Origin of the sequence: Prevotella veroralis DSM 19559 = JCM 6290 (genome assembly GCF_000377625.1) — a bacterium.
GTDB lineage: Bacteria > Bacteroidota > Bacteroidia > Bacteroidales > Bacteroidaceae > Prevotella > Prevotella veroralis.
Genome location: NZ_KB898338.1, coordinates 16,928 through 40,705, shown reverse-complemented (window position 1 = coordinate 40,705; position 23,778 = coordinate 16,928). Strand labels below are relative to the sequence as shown.

Genomic DNA, 23,778 nt, shown 5'->3' with positions numbered 1-23,778 from the left:
ATTGAGGATTTTGAGTGAAAAGGTCGTCCCTTTTCGGGAGAACCCTCGACCCTTTTCCTGTGATTTACAATCTTCTCCATTTCTCTATGTCCTCACCGTATTCCTCCAAATGGAGGCGTACGATGTTCTCCACGAAGCTGGACAGGTTGCTGCCCCTGTCGCCCAATCTGCGCACGATGAAGTCGGCACGCTCCAGTGTCTCCCTGCTCAGATAGACCGCCTTTCTGTTGCTCAGTTTGGTTGGCACAAGGTAGGCTTGTTTGTAGGCTTCGAGCGTTTCCCTTCTCATCTTGGCACTGACGCGCCTTTGAACGGTTGCATTCCCTGTGTTCCGTGCTGGTTCGGAGTGCATGGTATTCTCAGTGTTCTGCTTGTTAGTTGGTCTTTCTGTTTCAGGAACCGCAGTCGCTTCCTGTGAAGTAGATTCGTCCTCTGCTTCATCTTCCACGCCCAAATACCTTAAAAAGTCTTTGTCTGTTATCTTTGTCTTCTTTTCCATATCCTTATCTCATTTTATGTTTGACTTGCTTTGATTTCCTGTTTTGATTTTGTTTTGTAACCGACCCCCGTGTCCGTTCCTGCACTTTCTGCTGCTCCTGCTCACGGACACGGCTGACATGAAACTCGTTGAGGTCCTTGAAGTTTCTGTAATACACGGACATATCTTCCACCTTGAAACCAGCCCTTACAAATTCTTGCACGGTTCTCCGCCCAGCATCGTCATTGTCAAGGAAGGCACGGATATGCGTTAGGTTGTGGTCATTCAGGTAGTGGGCGGTTCTCGCCACGTTGCTCACGGAGTTCATCACAAGGCAGCGGTTGATGATTTCTTCTTTCATTGAAAGGAAGGAAAGAAAGTCCATAAACCCTTCGAAGATACATACGGGCTCCGCTCTGTCCGTGAATATCGGAGTAATGTCTTTCGGGGCTATCGTTCCCTTGAAAGAGTGGTTGTCCCGAAGTTCATAGCCTCCCGACAGATTGGCGAAGCCGATGGCTTGGTAGCGTTGTCCCCTTACCTCATAGTTGATACTTTTGAGGAATGGCGCAGCCTTTTCCAAATCGATGCACCGTTCTTTCCTAAGGTACTCCTGCAAATATGGCAGCAGGGTGTCTGATATTTCTATCAGTCTCCGTGCCCTGTTTGCAGCTATCGTTGGTTGAAAATTATTTTGCGTGAAATTATTACGAAAACAATATGTGCCTTTATCTGGAGCGTTCTGCCCTAAGTGGCGGATGGCTTCCGACAGCGTACAGCCCTCCAAACGCATACATAGGTCTATGATACTTCCACCCTTGCCCTCGGCATAGTCTATCCAGAGGTTCTTCTGTGTGTCCACCTTGAAGCTCGGATGCGTTTCTTCCCTCAGCGGTGAACGGTACATAGTATAGGAAGGAGTTCTGCGCACAGGTCTGATGCCCTTCCTTTCAAGATACTCCACGATGGGGTATCGCTTGATTGCTGATAAATCTTCTTCTTTCATTACTTGAATATTTAAGTGATTGAATTATAATGTCTTACTAAATATTTATGCTTTATTTTTCTGTTTCCGAAGTTTTCCCCCTCCAAACTTTTTCATCTTTCTTCTTACTACATACTATTTTGTTGTAAGTTATTGATAATCAACACTACATTGTAGTACATGACAATACTACACACCCTACTACTTCAGGCTACTACAACTGTCAAGCAAAGGACAGGGCAGTATCTTCCTTACCTTGTACACATAGACGGGACTGCCACCGTCACGCCTCTTGCTCACTTTCTTAAAGCCAGCCCTTTTAAGGGCTTCTCCCATACGTTTGGAAGTCAGGGGATGCCGGGTATAGAGACCCAGATAGGTAAGGATTTCCGTAGTGGTCATATAGGAGCAGCGGGGATTATCCTCCGTCGGCTTCTCGAAGCAGCGCAACAGCAGTTCCGTTTCTGCGGTCTGCACTTGGAACTCCTCGCTCTCCCTGTATAGTTCCGCTATCTCATCATCGTCAAACCAATAGCGGAAACCAGCGTTGAGCAGGGCTTTGGCTTCCGTATAGACACTATCCATAGAAATAGCCTTTGCCCTCTCAATGTCAATAGATAAAACTTCAAAGGGCAGAAACCGTCTGCTTCCAGTCGGGTCTGTAAGAAAGTCGTTGCCGTTCACCGATGCCACGAAACTTGCCAAGTGGGGATGTTCCTCGACGTACTTGTCGTAGGGCATGCGGTACTTGACCATCGGGCAGGTGATAAGGTTCTTCAGTTCGTTCTCGTCACGTTTGTTGAGAGCCTTGAGCTGGTCGTCGATGTTCACGATGAGGTTCTGCCCGATATAGGTAAGCGTGTCCTTCTCCTGCGGATATATCTTGCCCGTATAGCTGTAACCGTGCAGGGTAGGAGGGCATAATAAATCCAAGAATGTGGTCTTGAACTTGCCCTGCTCGCCTGTCAGCACGAGACAGGTATGGTTACGGCACTCACGATCGTCCATTGCGTTGGCAACTACTGCCACGAGCCATTTTGTGAGATATGGTAGCCATTTTTTGTGATTGCGCACCACAACGCAACTTGCCAGTTCGGGAATGGCTTTCAGTAAAAGAGAGGAGATATTACTATTACCTTCATCACAGCCTATATCCACCAATGGCAATGCCTTGAAATACTCCTGTATGGGATTGATACGTGGAGAAAAACTGCTCTCGATGATAGAGTATAGGTTATCCGACGAGGTTATTATCCCGATGTCATTGTCTATCTCCCTGCGAAGCGTGTTAATTTCATAGCGACCGACTTTTGTAAAATCACTGTTTACCCTGTTTCGGTATTCGGTTCTTCCCAATACCGTGTTGTATCTGAAGGCATAGTGGGTTGAGAGATAGGCCTCTATCTCCGAGTTCTTGGAGAATCTCCTTCTTGTTCGGGGTGTGTCGTTTCTGCCCTCCGATTTGCCTTTATCTGCTCTTGTTTTCATTATATGCTTGGTTTTGTTTCCAAGAACGAAGTTATCAAGAGAATGGGTAAGTTCCAAGCATTCGGAGAGTGCTTGCATAATGTTGCACTCATTCGCTATAAAGTTCGCACGGATTTTTATGGAGGCAGGGAGAGAAAAGACTGATTTAAGCCAAAACAGGGGGATAAAACAACAAGAGTGGGCAAAGATAGAAGTGTGCCCCTTGCGCACGCTTGCAGTATTCTGCACCGATATTATAAACGACAGAATCAGCACAGAAATATGGTAGCGTTTGCCCACATCGAAAGTGCCGTAACCTGCCACTTGAACAAACACCGATTGAATAGGATATGCACCGCCCTCTTTTTGCATTAAAATGACGGTGAAAGAAAAATACAGGGCAAAAAGGTGCAAACGTCAGTCAATGGAATGCGTTGCCTTTTCCTTCAAGTTCCCGATATTTCCCTGCTGTTCCCTGTTGCTTTGAGGTATGGAAAACACAACCTACTTTTGCAGGCAGAAACATGCTATGAAGCGCAGGACAAAAAGGATTTTATAAACAAAACAATAATAGAACTATGGGATATTTTATCATTACGGACTCAAATTGGGCAAGACTGAGAGACGAGATTCTCGCTCTTGCAGAGACTTGCCACAAGGCTTTCGGAGAAAAGAGCAAACACACGGATTGGCTGCATAACGGTGATGTGTGCAAGTTGCTCAACATCAGCAAGCGCACCCTGCAACATTACCGTGATACAGGTGTGTTGCCATTCTCCCAAATCGGGCACAAGTGCTACTACAAGCGTGAGGATGTGGAGGGATTACTTCAAACCACAATAGAGAAATCAAAAACGGATAAACCTAAAAGCAAATAAGACAATGGAATCAGCAAAGGACTTGAACATGGAGGCGGACGAGATGCTGGTTGTGCTCTCGGCCCTTGAAGGGGTGAACAGGCGGATAAAGGAAGTGGCACAGACACACAAACCGCTGTTTGGCGGTGAACATTACCTTACGGGCAAAGAAGTTTGCGAGCGGTTGTATATCAGCCCTCGCACCTTGCAGTACTATCGGGACAGAAAGATTATCCCCTACACGCAGTTTGCGGGGAAGATTCTCTATAAGGCTTCAGATTTGATAAAGTTACTGGAAGAAAACTACAGGAAATAGGACAGTATAAATGGTTTTATGATATTACAGCTTTATGCAATTGATTGTATATCTTTACTTTTTTCTCTGTTATGCAGGATAAAATAGGTACATAAATGTTTGATATAACTATCCTTTACGGCATGCCACAGCAATATTTTCTTCATTATTTGGTTTTCTTCTCCAAAAGAAGTACTTTTGTGGGAGTTTAATAGTGGCTAAATAGCTTTGCAGTACTTCTTAATATGAAAATAATTATACGATTCTTATATCTTTTCTGCCTGCTGTTCCTACTTTCCTGTTCTGTTCGCAACGAGCAGAAAACATTGGCAATTACAGACTCGCTGCTTACAACTCGTCCGGACAGTGCTTTGAAATTGTTGGATGAAATGGGGAATGTAGGACAGATGAGTGAGGCCGGTGTAATGCATTATGCGTGGAATCATGCTATGGTGCACTATCTGTTGGGAATTTCGTTGGTTGAAGATAGTCTAGTATCTCATGTCGTGGGTTATTATAGGCAGCAGGGGGATGTGGCAAAGTTACTTGACGGTTATCTGCTAAAAGCCTCCTATCTGCAGTGGACAAGGCAAGACAGGGCTGCATTGAAGGAGCTAGAGGAGGGTATTAAGATTGCTCATGAGCAAAGTAATGCTGGAAAATGGGCGCAGTTGGTAGAGCAGAAGGTTCTTTTGTTGAATCACTCTGGCAATTATGCTAAAGCTGCCAAGACAGCACAAATGGTGCTCAATGGGCATTACAGTCTAGATAGAAATATGCGAGGACGGTTACTCTACGCTCTTGCCATCAGTCTGTCTCATGTTGGCGACATGGCAAGTGACTCATGTTTTAAGGAAAGCATCAGTCTGTCTATGGAAGGTGGCGAAGAAGAAAAAGCTGCGGAGCGTATCCTTAGTTATGCTGATGTGCTGGCTGCTCGTGGCGATTACGTGCAGTCTAATCGTTACTTGTTCCATTGTCAGAGGTTTGTTCCGAAGTACGCAGATTCTTCTGCCATCTATGTTTCGCTTGCCAACAATTATATAAATCTGCACCAGTTGGATTCAGCACAGATATACCTTGGCAGAGCTGAAACGAATAATCGTGGAATAAGATGGACAAAACAGGGTAACCTCAGCCATAAGGCAAGCATAGAGCAGCTGCGTAACATTCTGAATTTCGGAAGCGGGAAGCCTGTTTCGTCACATGCTTTTCAACATTACTGCGACTCTGTAACAACAGTTATGATAGAAAATGAGAATCTTTCTCTGCGCCGCTTGGAAGCACGGAATCGTTTGCAGGCTGCTAATTACGAGTTGCATCGCTCCAGACTTTTGATGCTTTTGGGTGTTGTTCTCCTATTCTTGGTCTTATTGGGTGGTATAGGACTTGCTTATTGGCTCTATCGACGGAAGTACCAGCGTCTAGCTGAGGCAGAGGAGCGTATCGGCATCCTTACTGATATGCTTGACAAGGCGCAACAACTGCCATCAACAGAAAGAGGTGATGAGAACGATGAGGTGTTATTTAGAAAGGTACTGTTGCAGCAGCTGGGCATCATTCGCCTGGTTGCCAGTACACCAACTCAGCAGAATCAAGCCTTGCTCAAACGTATTTCTGCCATCAGTGGTGGTGAAATTCCTACGCACGACCTGTTGGTCTGGCCAGACCTTTATCCTGTTATAGACCGACTCTATAATCTGTTTTATACTCGCCTAATGCACCACTATGGCAATCTGCTCACGGAAAAGGAGACACAGATATGCTGTCTGCTCTGCGCCGGCTTCTCGACCAAGGAGATTAGTGTTGTTACCCAGCAGACGAGCGCGACTATTTATGTCCGCAAAACTTCTATTCGGAAGAAGATAGGTGTGCCGGAAGGGGAGGATATTATTGCATTCATCAATGTTGTTTAGCCCGTATTAAGAGACAGCAGGTTCTGATTAAGACTTTTTAGAAGCGTAACCATTGACAATCTGATGGTTACGCTTCTTCTATTAAGACTTTTTTATTAGCTGTTAAGTCGTCATAAGATGTCTCTTATGACTAACTTTGTGCTGCTGATAAGGAGTAGAACGACCTACTCATGAGTTTTAATTTAAATAGTTGATAAAAGATGAAACCAAAGATGAAACAGAAAATAACTGCATGTATAGCAGTTGCGTGTTTGCTTTCAATTTCAGTAAATGCACAAACTTTCAAGGGTAAAACCATTGATGCTTATGGAGAACCTTTACCCTATGCAAATGTTTGCCTTCTGAATCACGCTGACTCTTCTTTTATACAAGGTGCTGTTAGTAATGACAAGGGAGAATTTGTCATCAACTCCGAGCAGAGAGAAGCTATCGTTAAAGTCTCATTAATAGGGTATCAGACCATCTATAAAAAATGTACTGATGGTCATGTCGGTACCATACTCATGGTTGAGGATACGACCATGCTTGGAGAAGTGATAGTGAAAAGTTCCCGTCCCATAACTCAACTCAAAAATGACGCTTTAGTTACTCATGTCCAAGGATCATCATTAGCCCATTCTGGCAGTGCAAGGGAAGTGTTAGGTAAAACACCTGGTGTGATTAAGTCAAATGATGGGATAGAGGTGTTGGGAAAAGGAGCGCCAATCATTTACATTAATGGAAGACTGATGAGAAATCAAGCAGAGCTGGATCAATTAGCTTCTGATAAAATTAAGGATGTAGAGGTAGTCACCACTCCTGGTGCAGAATACGATGCCTCGGTAAATGCAGTTATTCGTATCAAAACGCTTAAACCTGTTGGAGAAGGCTTCAGTATGGATAGCCGTACCCAAATGGGACTGACACATTATTTATATGGCAAAGAAGAGCTAAACTTCAACTATCGCCTTCATGGGTTAGATATATTTGGTATGGTAGGGTATGACCGTAACAAGTTCCGTCAGCAAAATATCTCGCAGCAATATACCTATGCCCCGTCAAATTTGTTATATCAAATGACTGATGCAAAACGTTATGCAAAATCCAACATGCTTACTGGAAAATTAGGTCTCAATTATGTGTTCAACGAAAATCATTCTGTTGGTATTCTCTACGACTTTTCGTATCTGCCTTCAAAGACGAGGAATAATTCCTTTACAGCTTTGGAAGTCGACAAAATTTTAAATAATGAGCTTAGTACCGAAAGTGAGGAAAAATCTCATAACAGAAGACATTTAGTATCTGGATATTATTCGGGGAAGATGGGTAAATGGGGAATTGCCCTCAATATGGATGCTCTTTGGAATAACGCAGATACACATCAGGATGTAGCAGAAAAGGCAACTTCGCTTGAAAACCGCACAATATCCACTCAAAATGACATTAATAACAAGTTGTATGCAGCAAAAGCCGTTGCTACCTATCCTGTTTGGAAAGGACAGCTTGCTTTTGGAGCGGAGTGGAGTTTTCTTCATCGAACGGACGAATATGAGAGCGGAGTAGAATATATCAATGATTTCCACTCGAAAATCAAAGAAACTAATGGCGCCGGCTTCGCGGAGATACGACAAACTTTGGGCAAGATTAATGTTTCTGCTGGATTACGCTATGAGTATGTGGTAAGTAACTATTTTGAGAATGGAGTGAAGATGGACGAGCAAAGTAGAGAGTATCATCATTTATTCCCTTCTGCCATGCTGTCCATGCCCATTGGACACGCGCGTACACGGTTATCATATTCTCGCAAGATTACTCGCCCAGCTTTCAGTCAGTTGAGTAGCAATGTCCAATATATCAACAGATACACCTATCAGTCAGGCAATCCGAACTTGCGTCCTTCTATTCGTGACTATGTGGAATTAATGGCTAACTATAAATGGCTTACATTGATGGCAAACTATACACACGTGAAGGATTATATGATGTCCGTATATAACCAATATGGTGAAAGCCCTGAAGTTGCTTTGATACAGAAGCAAAATGTTAATGGATATAGTGAACTCTCTGGAATGATCAATGTGTCTCCTTCTTTTGGAAAATACCATCCCAGCTTGATGGTTGCCGTCAGGCAGCAATTTCTCACCATCAAGTACCGAGGTGAGAATTTGAAGTTGAATAAGCCTATGGGCATCCTCAGATTCAACAATGCCTATAATCTTCCCTTCGACGCTTGGCTGAATGCAGACTTTTCATGGCGTACCAGTGGTAATGCGGAAAACATGTATATAGGTAACACATGGCAGTGTGACCTTGGTTTGTATAAAGCATTCGCACATGATAAATGGAGTATAAAATTGCAATGCGAAGATTTGCTCAATACAGCAAAATCTACTATGACTCTTAAAAACGACATTCGTGAAATGTCATTGAGAAAATTCTTAGATACTCGTAAATTCTCTATTACAGTTACCTATAAGATAAATGCTACCCACAGTAAGTACAAGGGGACAGGTGCTGGGGAGGACGTTAAGAATCGACTATAGCAATGTGGCATTTTCCATATTATAAACAACATGATTCTATGGAGTGTGGAATTGCTAGTAGGTGCATACTTTATCCATACCCCAAAACAATTATCGCAAAAACGCTGATGACAAATACCCATCAAGGAACAATAGTCATTCCTTATAAATATGTGAATACGATAGTAAAAGGAATGACGGTAAACATCGAATTTGATGGCTACGATACAGAAACATACGGATCTGCCAATGGTATGATAACAGCCACATCGCATACACCCCGACAAACGGCAGAAGGCAGCGTGTTCACGGCACAGGTAAGGATAACGGATTGCACGTATAAGATTATCAGCGGAATGACGGGCACGGCATCTATACTTGTAAGCAATGAAAGCGTGCTTCAGAGAATAGTCAGGCAAATAGCAAACAGCATATAATTTCCTTTTTAACCGTAATAAAGCGGTGAAAGAAGAAAGGCAAATGTAGTTACTGCGTAGTACAATTATTTTGAGCACCCAACTACACGTTAATCCTTTCTCTTTCACCGCTTTAACTCCTATTGTAGTAATGTAGTAAGATATAATCAGTGAAAGAAGAAGGAAATATATTCATCAGTTCTTGGTATTGTCCAACAGGAAGATTGGCGTTACAATGGCAGCCTCTGTCTGCAATCTTCTACTGATGCACTTTCTGAATAAATGCGCTTCCGTGCTGTCCAACAGAAAGGACAGGGCGATGATGACAGAAAGCGGATAGAGCGGTGTATAACCTTTGCGTTGTCCGTTGATAATGACTTCCTCCTCACCTGCACCCCTTTCATTGGGATGCAGGTCGGAAGATTTAATAATTGTCTGAAGCCTATAATTGAGTTTTCTCCACGACACACCGAAGAACCTCACAAGTTCTCCCTCCGTCATGGCTATGTCTCCGGTTCCTTTTCGGACAACCTGCATATTCCTGCCCCAATCAAAGATACTGCGATGATTGTACGTGTCGGTCATTGTTTTGGGTCTATAGCTCGTATTCATGCCGTTTCCTCTATTTTATAGATTGCCATATCCGAAAGTTCACAAGCCTCTCTCTCCGCAGTTTCCTTTCCCTTTACCGATTGCTTGGCAATGAGCCTGTCCATATCTTCAGAAATTTTCTTGTCCGTCACCTGCGCGTAAATCTGTGTGCTTGATATAGAAGCGTGTCCCATCATCTTGGCTATGCTCTCGATAGGTATTCCTGCACTAAGGCTCATCGTTCCGAAGGTGTGGCGAGCCATGTGAAACGACAACCGTTCCTTAATGCCGCAAGCCTTGCCTACAATGCTCAGTTTGGTATCTATCACGCTTCGGCTGCACTCACGGGGAAAGATAAGGGCCTCACCTTTTTCTTTCACCGTCTGCCATTCTTCATTATTCTCTTGTTTTTTCCTACAACGGTTAATGATGGCTTCCACTATTGGGTGCAGCGGCACAAGGAACTCCACCTTTGTTTTCTGACGCTCCTTACGGATATACTTCTGTCCGTCCGCTGCCGTCTGGATATGCTTATATTGCAGTTGTTCCATATCGGCAATTGCCAGTCCCGTAAAGCAGGAAAAGACGAACATGAGCCTTGCCAGTTCTGCTTCCCTGTCATTCATTTTCATTGTCGCTAGTTTAGCGACTTCACTCTTTTGCAGGAAACGAATCTTCCTTTCTTCTTTCTCATACTTGGCATGCTCAAAAGGATTGTAGCGGATAATCCTCTTACTGACCGCACGGAACATCAGCCTGCTCAGCCAGCAGAGATAGTTGTTGATAGTCGTTCCTTTCAATCCACGCTTTTTGAGAAAGAAACGGTATTCCTCAAATAAGTCCTCCGTAATGGTGGAAATGGATATGTCCTGCAATCCTTTATCTTCCACAAACTCACGGAGATTTCTGTCAGAATGGGACAGGTTCAGATAAGTCCCCTCTGCCCTTGACTTTCCAATGCTTTCCTTGACCGCTTGCAGCTCCGCCCTGCTCATGGCAAGGAGCGTTGTCGGATGGATGGCAATTCCCTGCAGGTGGTTCTTGACAAGTTCAGTGCTTACCACTCCGTCCCTCGTCAGTATATCCCGATAGGTCTTTTCCACAAGTTCCCTGAACTCATGAAGTCTTTGGTTGGTCTTTCTGTCGGTAGTCAAGCCCTGCTTGGCGTTCCACTCAGAGGGCTTACATTCTTCGCCCGTGGTAATGACTGCGCTTTTTCCGTCTATGGTGATACGGCAGAGAATGGCGGTGTTGCCGTCTGCCTTTATCTTCTGTCTGTTGATATAGAACAGTATCTTGAATGTACTTCTCATAATGGTTGTCTTTTATATGGTCAAACGTAAATCTTCGGTGAAAGAAAGGAAACGGTCGAACTCCTCAAAGAGTTTCTGGGGTGTTACTTTTGCGTAGCGTTCAGTCATGCTTATATTGGAATGACCAAGCATCCTGCTCACCGTCTCGATGGGCACGCCCTGTTCAAGTGTGATGAGCGTTGCAAAGGTGTGCCTTGCAGTATGCGTGGTAAAAGGAAACGATATGCCTGCACGAAGCCGCAGGGCTTTCAGGCAGGTCTGATAGGTTTTGTACTTGATGTAGGGAAGCAGTGTTTCCCTTTCATCGCAGTGAAACCTCTCTATCAGCATTATAGCTTCAGGCAGCAGCTTAATACGGCATAGTACACCTGTCTTCTGACGGTTGAACCTCAACCACAGGCTTCCCTCATCATCACGGACAAGATGGGATTTGTTCAGTTCTATCAAGTCGCAATATGCTGCACCTGTATAACAGGCAAAGAGGAATATATCCCTTGCCGTTTCCATTTCCCTCTCCATATCATCAAAGCGGATTGCTTTTAACTTATCCAATGCCGCCCTGTCCAACGCCTTTGGCAGTTTCTTATCGCCCTTTGATATTTTAGCCTTGTCAAAAAGGAGCGTGTCTGCCAATCCCTCACGGTATGCCAACCTGCATACCGTCTTCAAATGCGTGGCTACATTATAGAACGTGCTTTCCTGAAAACCGCACTTACCTAAGAAATACTGCTGGAACTCATGGATAAAATCCTCTGTAAGATGCGAGAATGCCAAGTCCGAGACCTTGTACTTCCGTTGAATGAACTTCTGTAAATGTATGCGTGTGGAGTGGTAGCCGTGTATGGCTCCTTCCTTGATGTCTATACCTACATGGTTTTCCTTTTCCTTGATGAGCATGTCCAGCCTTTCGATGAGCATGCACCGTGTCTGCACGCTGCCCTGAAACTGCTCCTTCACATCGGTCGCGTCAAACGGACAACCTTTGGAGAGCAGGGACTGATAAGCAGACTGAACGGACAGCAACAGGTTTTCCAACCTGCTGTTCACTTCCACCGCCTCACGGCTCTTACCGTCCATCCTGCTTTCACGTGAATTCCACAAGTCGGGGTTGCAGGAAAGTTTACAACTAAACTGGGCAATGGAACGCCCAATGGTAATACGTCCCATAATCGGAGCTTTCCCCGACTTGTCAAGACCGCTCTTTTTAAGGTAGAGCAACACTTTCATTTTCTCTGTTTTCATACGCTTTGATGTTTTGTGGCAAAATTACCAAATTCAAAGCGTTCCTCACTTATGCAGAAAACTGCTGACCGTAGCAACAGCCACACGAGCGAAAATAATTTAGTTACCGAGCATTGCCCCATCGTTACCTATCCCCAAATCGGGTAATGCTTTGGTAACTGAACATCTGCTCAAATCTGCATATTATTGCCCTTTAGAAATAGTGCAGTTTTACGCAAACCATTCCGTTTCCTCCTCATTATCAGTTAGTTTTCAATAACTTCTGCCTTTCTTCATTTTCTTTGATTAGTTGCACGGGAATATCGTCCACATGGTAGTGATGTCTGAGAAATTTTGCCAGATGCTTACGGAAAAGCAGCAGACATTTCAGTCTTCTTTCACTGCGGTCTATACCCACCCGATCACGGAAGCGGTTGATATACTCGTCCGTATGATGAAGCAGTCCCTGCGACTCGCTGTTTAACCCGAATACAAGTTCCCTTACCTGCCCTGCCGTAACAGTGTTGTTCAACTTGCCCGAAAGCGATTCATAAACTTGATGGATGCTTACTTGCAGTCGGTCAAGTTCCCTGTTCACTGATACGGCTTCGGAACTCTTTCCCACAAGTCGCTGTTTACGACTATCCCAAAGTTTTGGGGTACAGGCGCATTTGCAACTGAACTGAACCATTGAGCGACCGATACTGATGCGTCCCATAACGGGACTTTTTCCGTTTTTGTCCTGCGTACCTCTCTTGAGGTAGAAAAGCAGCTTCATTTTTTCTTTTTCCATTGTTTTTTTGCTTGCAAAATTACACTTCTTAGAGGAACTTTGAGTGATGCAAAACATTGATAATGAAAGAGAAAACACCGTTTTAGTTACCACTTTTAGCTGTTCTTTTCCTTTCATCGTTTCTCGAACGATTTGGTAACTGAACTCTTGCTTTTTCACTCCTTTCTTAGCCTATTTCCTTTGATGCAACTCAATGAGTAAGCAGGCAATATATCCTCTATTTCAACCAGATACGCATTCTTCTCCTTTTCTTGCTTCCAACTCCTATACTTCCGCATAGAACGAGGCAAGCTCCGGTACCTTGATGAAGGTACGGTAACGTTCCTTCTGGATAATCTCATTGGTGATGGAGAACTCGTAGTCGGTCGACTTTTTGGCAAAGACCGCCGCCCATGCATCAAAGCTGTTGATGCCCTGCTTCTCCAAAGTCTGCGGACGGAGGTATTTGAAGAGCAAATACAATTCTGTCAGACTATTGGAAATAGTAGTTCCCGAAAGAAACGTTGCTCCCAAGTCCTTACCGGAACGCTCCTGTATGGTGCGTATGGCAAAGAGCATATTTAAGGCTCGCTGTGAGCCGTCGGGGTTGCCCAAGCCCGATACGCGATCATGCCGGGTGTTGAACATCAGGTTCTTGAACTGGTGCGACTCATCGACAAAGAGGTGGTCAATACCCATCATCTTGAAATCCACGGCATCGTCCTTGCGCTCGGATATGCTGTCTTGTATATTCTGCAACTTGGCTTCCAATGTCTGCTTGCGCTTCTCCAAACCTTTGAGCATCCCACGTGAGATGTCTCTTCCTTGTTTTCGCAACACTTCGAGATTCTCTTCCACGGAGTCCAGTTCCTTTTGCATAATCGCTTCTTGTATCTCCAAAGCCTGCGGTATCATGCCAAACTGTTCATGCGTGAGTATGATACAGTCCCAGTCGTTGTTCTTGATGTCGTTGAAGATACGTAGGCGGTTCTGCTTATTAAAATCGTTCTTACCTGGATAGAGTACCTTAGCATTAGGATAAGCTTTCCTAAAAGTGTCGGCAATATCGAAGACGTTTGCCTTTAGTCCGATAATCATCGGCTTGTTTGCCAGTCCCAATCGCTTCATCTCATAGGCAGCCGTACAGATGATGAGCGTCTTGCCTGCCCCCACCTCGTGGTCGCAGATTCCGCCACCGTTGGTTTTGAGCATCCACACGGCATCCTTCTGACTCTTGTAGAGGTCTGCAATACCCAATCGTCTGAGGTCAAGGTCGGGAAACGTCTGGTGCGTGCCGTCAAAGTTGGGTCGCACAAAACAGTTGAAAAGACGATTATAACGGTCAGAGAGTTGTTGCTTGAACGTGTCAGGTGTACGTCCGAGCCAATCAACAAAGCCCTGCCTGATTTCCTCAATCTTGGCATTTGCCATCTGGATAGCATGTCCGTCCCTTACTTTGATAGTTTTCGTCTCTCCCGTAACCTTGTCCGTCATCTCCTTGCTCTTGTTGATGTCGGGAATGGTATTGTGTAGGGCATGCTTTAAGAGATTGATACCGTCATAACGGCGGAACTCACCCTGTACGACATAAAGAACTAATAACCTCCGAAAAAACTCTTTTCTCAAAGTTTTTTCCTACCTTTGCCGTATCTTTTGCTAAGCAATCATATATTTATGGTCGTGCATACAGGAAAATAGCAAATATTAAAATAAAGAAACTATGGATTTCATTAAAAACAACAAAGAGTTACAAGAATGGCTGGTAAATTACATCACCGACTCCATTCACGGATTTGAAGCAGAAGATTCTGCAGAGTTCAATAAGTGGGCTAAGAATTTCCAAAAAGAGGAAGCTGAGTTTGTCGTGAATATGGAATTTGGAAACGACTGGGGATATGATGAGCGCAAGGAAATTCCACTGAAAGAAGCGAAAGAGTATGCAAACACTTTGATGAAGAAGATTTTAGAGAACTGGTATTTGTAATATAACTTAAATAGTCAATAACTTATGAAAAAGTTTTTATTCTTTTTACTTATTCTGCCAATTCCTTTTTCGGGAATGGCACAGACAGTAGGTAAAAAACAAGAAAGTACATCAGACAGGCAAGGCAAGAATATATCCGCTTTGCTTTCAAAGATTGACACGTTGCTAACCATAAACAATATGTTGTTAGAGCAAATAGAAATAGATTCTTCCCTAAAAGGGAGATTCAAACTCTATAAAACAGAAAACATTTACAACTTCTTGGAGTTAGACACGAAAACAGGAAAGATACAGCAAGTGCAATGGTCTTTGGATGAGAAGAAAGAAGGCTCTGTCGTAATTAACAATGTAGATTTATCATTGGGAATAGGTTATGGTTCTGGCAGTTTTGAGTTGTACCCGACAAGCAATATCTATCAATTCATTCTAATCGACAAGACTGATGGACGTAAATGGCATGTTCAATGGGGACTTGAAAATGCCAAACGCTGGATACGGAACATAGACTAATTTACGAAAAAATCCCTCTCTCCGCTTAGACGGAAGAGAGGGATTGTTACTTTTTACGGATGCTCGTTATTTCCGCCCCCCCCGAGCCCCCGCCCGACGGCTTGGTTTTCGCCATACGCCTCACGGTTCACCACAAACCACAACTATATATGGGAAAGAAACATGATGCAAATTTAAGTTTTTTTATTGAAATATCAAGCGAATAGAGGTGTAAATTGTTAATTCAAGAAGAAATTATTTGCAATCAATTTGAAGGAAGCTATTAGGCGTGTTTCAGGAAGCTCCTAAGTAATATTCAAAAAGCTCCTAAGCTTTCGGCAAAAAGCTCTTAAGCTTTCTTCAAAAAGCTCCTAACCTTTTTCTAAAAAGCTTAGGAGCTTTTTTCTATTAGTTCTTGGTTTGATAAAATTTTATTACTATCTTTGCTGTTGGTTGCCCATGACAGCCACCTTTGTGGGGCTTATGGTCTCGACTCACACAAGGCTAACAAAGCAGACCAACTTTGTATATACTATGGCAAACAAGCCTTTACAATTTATTCTGACTGAGCGCAAGCTCAATGTGGGCAAGGCGGGTGAGAAAACCGTACAGATTGCCCAACCTACGGGACGACACCGTGTGGATTTCCGCAACTTCTGCGAACGGGTGGCTAAGTCTACTACTTTCAATCCACAGGAAGTAGCGGCAGTTCTTAATCTTGCTACTGAAACGGCTCGCGACATTGTGGCTAATGGCGACATCGTGGACTTTGGTGACCTCGGCACGCTGAAGCCATCGTTCAAGAGTAAAGCCGTTGAAGTGGGTACGCCTTTCCGTGCGCAGGTGCATATCGAAAAGCCTGTGGTGCGACTGGTGGCATCAAGCAAGTATTTCACGCTGACCGATGTTGCCTATGAGCAGGTGACGAAAAAGGAGACTAAGAAGAAAGAAGAGAATGGCGGCGGGAAAAAGAAACCGGGACCTGAGCCTGTACCAGGACCTTCTCCAGAACCGTAAAGTGCGCCTAACGGTTATTGTGAAAGAATCACAAACCTTGTGAGTAAAAGAATTGGCTGCTCGGGCAAAGTTGATTGCTGGAGCAGCCTTTTTCTTTTTAACTTCGAATGTGTGCATCCATGCCTATAGATGGGACTAAACATCGTCTTTCTGCAGGTTTATGGAGGCAAGTGCGTCTGAGATGGCAGAAACGACACGGGTATCGGTATAGAAGGAGGTCGGCTATTTCCGTTTCTTGTTTTGTTCAAACTCAAAGGTGGTGGTATAATCGTCCTTCAAAAACAGTCGGGCGTTGAACTTCTTTCCTGCCTTGCTGGGCAGTCCTTTAAGGATAGGCGTACGACCGGAGCTTATCAAGTCACGGATATTATCTTCAGAGAGAAGTATGCCGCAGACTTCACGAAACACGTGAAAACCACAGGTTTCATGCCTGCACTTGGCTACCTTGGCATAGATGCCGACACTCTGCTGTCCGCACTTTGGGCAGCGGTAGACAGGATAGGACTTCTGCTCTGAAGAAAGTGAAAGGAGTTCCTCGCAAATAGTCCCCACGTATGAGTTGATGCCTTGTGAGAACTTATCAGATGGCATCTTTCCTGCTTCAATAGCGGCAAGGGCAAGTTCCCAACTGCCTGTCATCTCAGCATTGGCAATCTTCTTGTCCTTGACAATATCATAGACAGCTAGGCCTTTTTCTGTCGGTATGATGGCTTTCTTGTCTCTTCGGATATAGTCACGGAGGATAAGCGTTTCGAAGATGTTGGCACGGGTGGCAGGTGTGCCGATACCGCACGCTGCCATTGCTTTCTTGCTTTCTGCATCTTCAACCTCTTTTCCGGCGTTCTCCATAGCAGAAAGTAGTGTTGCTTCTGTGTAGAGAGGTTTAGGTTTGGTCTTATGCTCGGTGATTTCTGCATTGACAAGTGATAGGATTTCACCTTCAGTCAAAGTCGGCAATGAAGACAAAATCTGTTCATCGCTATCCTCTTTCTTTTCAGCTTCTACTTCTTTACCTTTCTGTACAGCTTTCCAGCCCAAGGAGATTTGTCGGCATGCCTTCCAAGTAAAGATATTGGTGCCGTGAGTGAACCGCACCTGCATACGCTCTTCCTCTGAATTGGGGGAAAGGCTTCGACAAAGCGATTGCTCACCATCTGGTAGACAGTCGCTTCATCTGCCGACAATCCTGATGGTGGTTCACCAGTCGGGATGATGGCGTGGTGGTCGGTAACCTTGGTATTGTCCACAGAATGGCGGTTAAGTGGATTTGATAGTGTCTTGCCTATCTTGCGCAGCAGGGCGGGGACTTCCTCAAAGACATCCTCGCTGATGTATCGGCTGCCTGTGCGGGGATAGGTCGTGATTTTCTTCTCATAGAGACTTTGGGCAATCGAGAGGGTCTTGTCTGTAGAAAAGCCGTGGCGTCTGTTGGCATCTTTCTGCAAGGCAGTAAGGTCGTACAAGAGTGGTGGTGGTGTATGCGTTACCTTTCTTGCGACCGATTCCACTTTAAGCTGGCTCTGACTGCGAAGTGCAGCGAGAGCGGTCTGTGCCGATGCTTCACTCTCATAGTCTTTACAGCCAATGGCTTTCAGCGATAAGTCCTCTTTTTCTGTAAGAACGGATAATTTCCAATAAGGCACGGAAGAAAAATCACGGTTCTCTATGTACCGACGACAGACCATAGCAAGTGTTGGGGTCTGTACCCGTCCCAAAGAATAGCCGCCTTTGCGGGCAATGGACAGCGCACGACTTGCATTGATACCCACGAGCCAGTCAGCTTCGCTTCTTGCCTTGGCAGAATGATAGAGATTGTCGTAATAGTTTCCAGGTTTGAGATTGGAAAGTCCCTCACGAATAGCCTTATCGGTGAGGGAGGAAATCCACAAGCGGTCGAAAGGCTTATGGCAGTTTAAGTGTTGGTGGATATATCTGAAGATGAGCTCACCCTCTCGCCCTGCATCGGTGGCGACAATGATATGATCTGCCTTGTCAAAGCAGGAGCGTATCACCTTTAGCTGTTTTAGTGCTGCTGGGTCTGATACATACTCCTTATCCTTGCGTACTTGTCGTACCACTAACTGAAATGGATTGGGACGGATGGGCAAGTCCTCAGCTTTGTAGGCAGAGAAACCGTAGGCTTCAGGCATGGCAAGGGCGATGAGGTGTCCCATTGCCCACGTAACGAGGTAACCGTTGCCATCCATGTATCTGTCCTGCTTGCTGTTTGCCCCAACGATGCGGGCAATATCTCTGGCTACCGAGGGTTTCTCGGCGATAATACAAGTTGTCATAGTCGATAATAGAATTAAGGGTTACATCTTACGTCCACGGGACTTCTTCTGTTTGTTCTCGTCCTGCTTTTGCTTCTGCTCGGCAGTGGGCTGTGTTTGCCCAGTCTTCAATGGCTCTTTCACGTTCTTGGTAGCTTCGTTGGTCTTACCATGGTTGTTTACGGCTACCTGTGTCTTGTGTTCTTCTGCTACAGCTACGACCTTTTCTTTGCCAGTTTCCTGCTTCTTTTCAGGATTCCACTTGTAAAAGCGTGGGCGGTTCTGTTCCTTGTCCATACGAACGTATGCGTTGAAAGGTTGTCCCTGTTTGTCCACCATATTCTTTAGATATAGTGTACGACCGCTATCCAAGGCTTCACGCTGTTTATCTGACAGCTCCAAGCCGCAGAGCTTATGTGGGACGCCTTGCTGCTGTGTCTGATGCTGCCGTTCCTTAAAACCGCGGTTATTGTCAAAGATGAACTCAATGCCTTTTCGCTCGGCATTAACCTGCAACGTGGCATTGAAGGATTTGCCACTCTTGGCGGTCATGCCCTCCACCTTCACAGCCTTACCTTCCACAAGGTCTTTATACTGTGCATTGGAAAGGGTAATACCTTTGATTTCCTTGGGGATATTCACACGGTCGGCACACAGGGCTATAATTTCGTTGGTCTGCGGATCGATAGAGACGTAAGCAGAAAAAGGTTCTGCGTTCTTGGGAGTCACTTCAATGGTTTTACCAGAAGTGCCTCCTTTTCTTCAGGAGAGAACTTGTAGCCCATATAGGGAAAGTCAAGCTGTGGTTCTTTTCTCAAAGGATGAATTGCCAAACCGACATTGCCGTTATCGTCCGTACGGAATGCAAGACGTGCTTCAGTGTAGATGGTAGTGTCTCCAATAGGTACGGCTATCGTCAAGAGATTGCTCTTCTGCCAATTGAGCATCTTTTCCAATTCTCCACTCTGCTCCAATCTCTCACGGGTAAGTCCGAGATTATCGAGTTGCTTCCAATCAATCTTCGACTCATCGATGGCAGTAGCATTCTTCTGCTGGGGCAGATAGTCCTCAAAGGGAACGCCCATCTCTGCCAGTTGCTGTTTGCTTTCGGACTTCTCACGGCTTTGGAGTATGGTACGCAAGTTGTCCACGCCCTGCTCCACATTGTCTGCCAATACCTTGTACAACCCGAAGTGAGTCGGGTTATTGAACTGTTTGAGGAAGTTAGTCATGAAGTTCTCCAGAAGTTCGTCCTTGCTGTTGAACTTCAAGAACGCTGCCTGATTGGCGGCGATGGCTTCAGTGGTTTTAAGGTTTCCCTTGTCGTCAATACCAGAAATTACGGAGAGTTTTCCTGCTTCCTTTTCATTCTTCACTTCCGTGCGGTCTTCCAAGACCAGCACGTAATTGTCATTGCTGTTTGATTCCATAAATTATTGTTTTGAATAAATAATACGTTATCGAACAACAAAGATACAGGCTGTAAACTATAATGATAAAATGCGAGGATAGAATGGGAAAATGAGGGAAATAAGAGGAAGAGATATATTGATTCTCTTTCAAGTAATGATGGTAATATCGTTGCACTTACACCCGAAGCAAAGAAACTTGGCTTACGTTGAGGTGATCCTGTTTTTAAGGTTCAAAACATTATAAAACAAAACGATGTAAAACTGTTCTTTACTAATATGATGCTCTATGCAGCAATGTCACGCCGTATCATTTCAATCCTACGTAAAAGTATACATCATGTAGAAAATTACAGTATTGATGAAAGCTTTTGTGATTTAAAGGGGTATGAAAAGATGTACAATCTGGAAAACTATATGCGTGAACTATCTGAAAAGATTAATCTTTGGGTCGACGTGCCTGTGAGTGTTGGTATTGCTCCCTCCAAAACTTTAGCGAAAATGGGTAGTAAATTTGCTAAGCAGCACAAAGGATACCACTCAGTCTGTATGATTGACACTGAAGAAAAACGGCGTAAGGCTTTAGAACTTTTCAGCCTTTCCGATGTATGGGGAATAGGTAGAAAACTTTGGCGAAATTAGAATACTATGGCATTCATACTCCATTAGAATTTGCAGATAAGAGTGAAGGGTGGGTTAAAAGTCACTTTACTTTGCCAGCTGTACAAACATGGCGTGAGTTAAATGGCATCGATTGTATTGATAATACAGAAATAATTACTAAACAAAATATCTGTACAAGCCGAAGTTTTGGAAATATGATTTCTGAGTTTCAAGAACTCAAAGCGTCAGTTGCCCATTTTGCATCAGCTAGTGCCAACAAACTGCGTGGACAACGATCTTTCTGCCAAAGCGTGACAGTATTTATTACTAGTAATAGATTCCGTGAAGACTTACCTCAATGTAGTAATATTCTAACTTATACCTTGCCTACGCCGACGGCAGACACATTGGAAATTATCAATATGGCTATTACAATTCTAAAGGACATATATATATGGCTCTTCCAGAATTTGGATTGATAGGGAACGGCTGCCTAAGTTTATAACTTTGACGAAATGTCACACAGAGAAAAGGGGAATACAGGGGATTATTAAGACAAAGCGGATAGAAGGTACGAAGGCACCGTCGGTGCGTGGAGTAACGGAGGTTGTTTACCAGTTTAATTAGAGATCTTATGCACAAAGCTTTTATCCCAAAGGTATCAGGAATCTGTACAATTCATCCCTGTCGTTCTTTGCTCTGTTGGCAACTCTGTGATATTGCGCATAGCTCCACTTTCAGTGTGCCTTATTAGGTAAGAGCTTTAGTTTACTACTGCATATTTGGGAAGAACCAGAAGATGTTTGGGGTTATAGGAAAGCAGTATCAGAAAATAAAATATGGATAAATACACCTGAAGTATGTCTGTGATGTATTTATCCATATCATTATATTCTATTACTTTTGTTCAAAGTGGTTTATGGAAGTTCCTTTAAAGGAATAAAGTAATAATTTTTACCAGCAATAGAAATGGTATTCAAGCGTCCAGACTTGAAGCGTGTCTCAAGATTAACAAGCTTCTTAAACATCTCTTTATAAGCCTGATCCCATTCGCTTTCATTACACTTCTTACGGCGAATATCCTTTATACGTACTATATAATTCAATGCATCAGAACTTGGCACAGAAACGCGATGATAATAAACCTTTGAAATGGCAGACTTCGTACTGAGAGCCTTGCGATAAGAAAGCATGTTTACCAGCTTGCTCTGACGCTTAAAGTTATTTCTCAATACTGCAAGTTCTTGGTTGCCAAGAGAGTCAGTATTGATATAAGGCATCAAATCACGATAGCCATCAAGAAGATTCTGCATTTCAGCCTTATCAAAAAGATATCCCTCATCATAAGTTGAAAGTTGCTGTGGTGTAAACCACATCTTCTTAAAGAGAAGGTCGTTGATGTTGTTCCTTTCAATATCAGTTACAGATATAGCAGCACTGTCACAGAGATTCACCACCTCTTGTGTAGGAATAGCACGTAGAACACCATATTTATTCTCTGCATTACGTGTCACATTTACAAGTTCGTTGTTACGTGCATTGAGCTGCATAAACAGTGAGTCAAGCACATTTGAAAGACCTGAACTTGAGAGTTCAGAATAAAGTTTAGGATAGACAAAACCACCTGCAATAACACTGTTCTTTGGTGCATCGAGTAAATAAATATTCTCGTTATCGGTACTTATATCTTTGAATGAACCATTCTTTGTCCATTTTGGTTCGCAGATGTAGTCTCCTGAGAAACTCATATACTCCAAGATATTATTATCAAGTAACTGCTTAGACTGAAAGATAAAGTCTTGATAAGGCATACCATCCTTAGAAAGGATTTGAGCAAGAAGGAGAGTAGCTGAGCGTGAATAAATCTCTGAGTTGATATCAGAGGTGAAAGTTGGAAACTCATCAGTACCTAATATAATGAACACATTATTTTCAAACTTGGAATAAGGTGTCTCTCTAAAGATTGTATTCATTGCATCGTGGAAGCCGTAGCCACCATTTGCCCTAATAGTGTTTGGTGAAGTCATCTTTGTAAGATAGTCAATCCACTTACCAAAGTCGCTCGTTGGTGAGAGATGTCTATTTCCCTTCTGAGAAACAGATGTCACAGAGAACTTCGCCTGAGAATCCTTTGATACCTTTTCGCTTATGCCCTGGAAAGCATTAACAAGGTTGCGCACAAGTAGGCGGTCCTTATCAAAGAACACAAGGTGGACATTTATATTCTTGCTATTCTCGATGAGTTGATCGAGCTCTGCCACAGCAACATCTCCACCTTTTACATTGAGCATATAAGTCTTCTTTCTGTCCCATACAGACAACGGAAGATTTATAGCCACTTTCTGGTCTGTTGAAGTGTCTGTCCAATTTCCATCAGCAGTAAAGAGAAGTTTAGAACCCAATGGGAAGCCAGCAAACTCAGGATAATTAGCATCAAGCAGATAGACGTGATTCTGTCCTACCATTGCCGTGAGATCAGCAGGAATCCATCCGAGTGCTGTACGAGTAGAGTCTGAGAGTGAAGGACGATCAGAAACAAGTATAGCCTGTTTACTTGCATCGTACTTATAAGCATACACAATCTGACCAGATACAAGTTTTCCCTTGCTCTTATCGAGGAAGAAAGGATCGCCATAGAGATTCAGAGAGTCAAGAGTGAAGAACCTCTTTATATTTGCCAATCGTGACACTGTGGACGCACCGATTCGATAACGTACTGGGAAGTTATTATCTTTAGACACAAAGGCATGATTATACTCCAGCACACTATTCTTGTCAATCCATCCTACGAATGGTGAATTCTTAGCATCTTTAAAGTGAGTTCTTGAGCTGAAAAGTGGTGCAAACATACCCTTAGGCTGCCCAAGCAAGCTCTGGTTAGCAGCGACAACCTTATAGAATCCGTTTTTTTCACCAATAACATAGAATGGTGCACCAAGCTTCTGTTCACTCAGGATGCGCTGTGTATACGGTCCAGCGTATGCCTTGTTATGGTCACGATCTGAGAAGACAATATGCACATCCTTATTGTTGTGTGTCTTCTGCTTTCGTGTATCTTCTGTCAAGTAATTAAAACTCTTTTTACCGACAGCATGTGTCTTATCATATCTTCCCACCTGTGCCAGACTACTCTGAGCACCCAAAAAGAAGAATGCAAGACTTGCTATAATATGGAACGCTTTCATATTTCC

Annotated in this window: 16 protein-coding genes and 5 pseudogenes; 10 read left to right on the top strand and 11 right to left on the bottom strand. The window is 43.8% G+C overall.

Annotation, left to right across the window (positions count from 1 at the left end; translation table 11 throughout):
- Positions 1–64: 64 nt before the first annotated feature.
- The 3 genes from D464_RS0111000 to D464_RS0110990 all read right to left on the bottom strand — a co-directional run bounded on the left by D464_RS0111000 (position 65) and on the right by D464_RS0110990 (position 3,029).
- Complete coding sequence (locus tag D464_RS0111000) at positions 65–499, bottom strand: DUF3408 domain-containing protein (RefSeq protein WP_018911421.1); 435 nt, start codon at positions 497–499, stop codon at positions 65–67.
- Between the two features lie 4 nt (positions 500–503).
- Positions 504–1,484 carry a toprim domain-containing protein gene (locus tag D464_RS0110995; protein ID WP_018911420.1) on the bottom strand — a complete coding sequence of 327 codons (981 nt, stop codon included), beginning with the start codon at positions 1,482–1,484 and terminating at the stop codon, positions 504–506.
- A gap of 180 nt (positions 1,485–1,664) precedes the next feature.
- The gene (locus D464_RS0110990) at positions 1,665–3,029 is read right to left on the bottom strand and encodes a virulence-associated E family protein (RefSeq protein WP_024985955.1); all 1,365 of its coding nucleotides are present in this window, start codon (positions 3,027–3,029) and stop codon (positions 1,665–1,667) included.
- Positions 3,030–3,508: 479 nt separating this feature from the next.
- Here D464_RS0110990 and D464_RS0110980 point away from each other — a divergent pair, with 479 nt between their 5' ends.
- The 5 genes and pseudogenes from D464_RS0110980 to D464_RS14000 form a co-directional block, all read left to right on the top strand.
- Positions 3,509–3,808, top strand: coding sequence for a helix-turn-helix domain-containing protein (locus D464_RS0110980; RefSeq protein WP_018911418.1), 300 nt, complete (start codon positions 3,509–3,511; stop codon positions 3,806–3,808).
- 4 nt (positions 3,809–3,812) lie between these two features.
- Positions 3,813–4,103, top strand: coding sequence for a helix-turn-helix domain-containing protein (locus tag D464_RS0110975; RefSeq protein ID WP_018911417.1), 291 nt, complete (start codon positions 3,813–3,815; stop codon positions 4,101–4,103).
- Between the two features lie 224 nt (positions 4,104–4,327).
- Entirely contained in the window at positions 4,328–5,998 is a 1,671-nt protein-coding gene (locus D464_RS0110970) for a helix-turn-helix transcriptional regulator (RefSeq protein WP_018911416.1), read from the top strand.
- Between the two features lie 212 nt (positions 5,999–6,210).
- A complete protein-coding gene (locus D464_RS0110965) occupies positions 6,211–8,520 on the top strand; it encodes an outer membrane beta-barrel family protein (RefSeq protein WP_409371862.1) in 2,310 nt (769 codons plus the stop codon).
- Positions 8,521–8,571: 51 nt separating this feature from the next.
- Positions 8,572–8,936, top strand: a pseudogene (locus tag D464_RS14000) (HlyD family secretion protein); the annotation flags it as partial.
- Positions 8,937–9,110: 174 nt separating this feature from the next.
- Here the strand turns inward: D464_RS14000 and D464_RS0110955 are convergent.
- The 5 genes and pseudogenes from D464_RS0110955 to D464_RS0110935 form a co-directional block, all read right to left on the bottom strand.
- Entirely contained in the window at positions 9,111–9,527 is a 417-nt protein-coding gene (locus D464_RS0110955) for a hypothetical protein (protein ID WP_018911414.1), read from the bottom strand.
- Positions 9,524–10,819, bottom strand: coding sequence for a site-specific integrase (locus tag D464_RS0110950; protein ID WP_018911413.1), 1,296 nt, complete (start codon positions 10,817–10,819; stop codon positions 9,524–9,526). Before D464_RS0110950 ends, D464_RS0110955 begins: the two co-directional genes overlap by 4 nt.
- 12 nt (positions 10,820–10,831) lie before the next feature.
- Positions 10,832–12,061: a site-specific integrase gene (locus D464_RS0110945; RefSeq protein ID WP_018911412.1), complete on the bottom strand. Its 1,230-nt coding sequence runs from the start codon at positions 12,059–12,061 to the stop codon at positions 10,832–10,834.
- 244 nt (positions 12,062–12,305) lie between these two features.
- Positions 12,306–12,833, bottom strand: a pseudogene (locus D464_RS12715) (Arm DNA-binding domain-containing protein); the annotation flags it as partial.
- A 264-nt stretch (positions 12,834–13,097) separates the two neighbouring features.
- Positions 13,098–14,402 (bottom strand): annotated as a pseudogene (locus D464_RS0110935) (helicase); the annotation flags it as partial.
- A 130-nt stretch (positions 14,403–14,532) separates the two neighbouring features.
- Here D464_RS0110935 and D464_RS0110930 point away from each other — a divergent pair.
- The 3 genes from D464_RS0110930 to D464_RS0110920 all read left to right on the top strand — a co-directional run bounded on the left by D464_RS0110930 (position 14,533) and on the right by D464_RS0110920 (position 16,302).
- The gene (locus D464_RS0110930; protein ID WP_018911409.1) at positions 14,533–14,796 is read left to right on the top strand and encodes a hypothetical protein; all 264 of its coding nucleotides are present in this window, start codon (positions 14,533–14,535) and stop codon (positions 14,794–14,796) included.
- A 24-nt stretch (positions 14,797–14,820) separates the two neighbouring features.
- The gene (locus D464_RS0110925; RefSeq protein ID WP_018911408.1) at positions 14,821–15,306 is read left to right on the top strand and encodes a hypothetical protein; all 486 of its coding nucleotides are present in this window, start codon (positions 14,821–14,823) and stop codon (positions 15,304–15,306) included.
- Between the two features lie 513 nt (positions 15,307–15,819).
- Positions 15,820–16,302, top strand: coding sequence for an HU family DNA-binding protein (locus D464_RS0110920; RefSeq protein ID WP_024985953.1), 483 nt, complete (start codon positions 15,820–15,822; stop codon positions 16,300–16,302).
- Between the two features lie 222 nt (positions 16,303–16,524).
- Here the strand turns inward: D464_RS0110920 and D464_RS12710 are convergent.
- Both D464_RS12710 and D464_RS12705 read right to left on the bottom strand, forming a co-directional pair.
- A pseudogene (locus D464_RS12710) lies at positions 16,525–18,596 on the bottom strand (DNA topoisomerase).
- Positions 18,597–18,617: 21 nt separating this feature from the next.
- Positions 18,618–20,005: pseudogene (locus D464_RS12705) on the bottom strand (DUF4099 domain-containing protein).
- Positions 20,006–20,224: 219 nt separating this feature from the next.
- Here D464_RS12705 and D464_RS13995 point away from each other — a divergent pair.
- Both D464_RS13995 and D464_RS13990 read left to right on the top strand, forming a co-directional pair.
- Positions 20,225–20,626 carry a Y-family DNA polymerase gene (locus D464_RS13995; protein WP_409371863.1) on the top strand — a complete coding sequence of 134 codons (402 nt, stop codon included), beginning with the start codon at positions 20,225–20,227 and terminating at the stop codon, positions 20,624–20,626.
- Positions 20,614–21,066 (top strand): DinB/UmuC family translesion DNA polymerase, encoded by a 453-nt coding sequence (locus D464_RS13990; protein ID WP_024985966.1) that lies wholly within the window; start codon positions 20,614–20,616, stop codon positions 21,064–21,066. Before D464_RS13995 ends, D464_RS13990 begins: the two co-directional genes overlap by 13 nt.
- 438 nt (positions 21,067–21,504) lie before the next feature.
- On the opposite strand, the gene tssR is transcribed toward D464_RS13990, so the two are convergent.
- Complete coding sequence (gene tssR, locus D464_RS0110895; RefSeq protein WP_018911406.1) at positions 21,505–23,772, bottom strand: type VI secretion system protein TssR domain-containing protein; 2,268 nt, start codon at positions 23,770–23,772, stop codon at positions 21,505–21,507.
- Between the last annotated feature and the right edge of the window lie 6 nt (positions 23,773–23,778).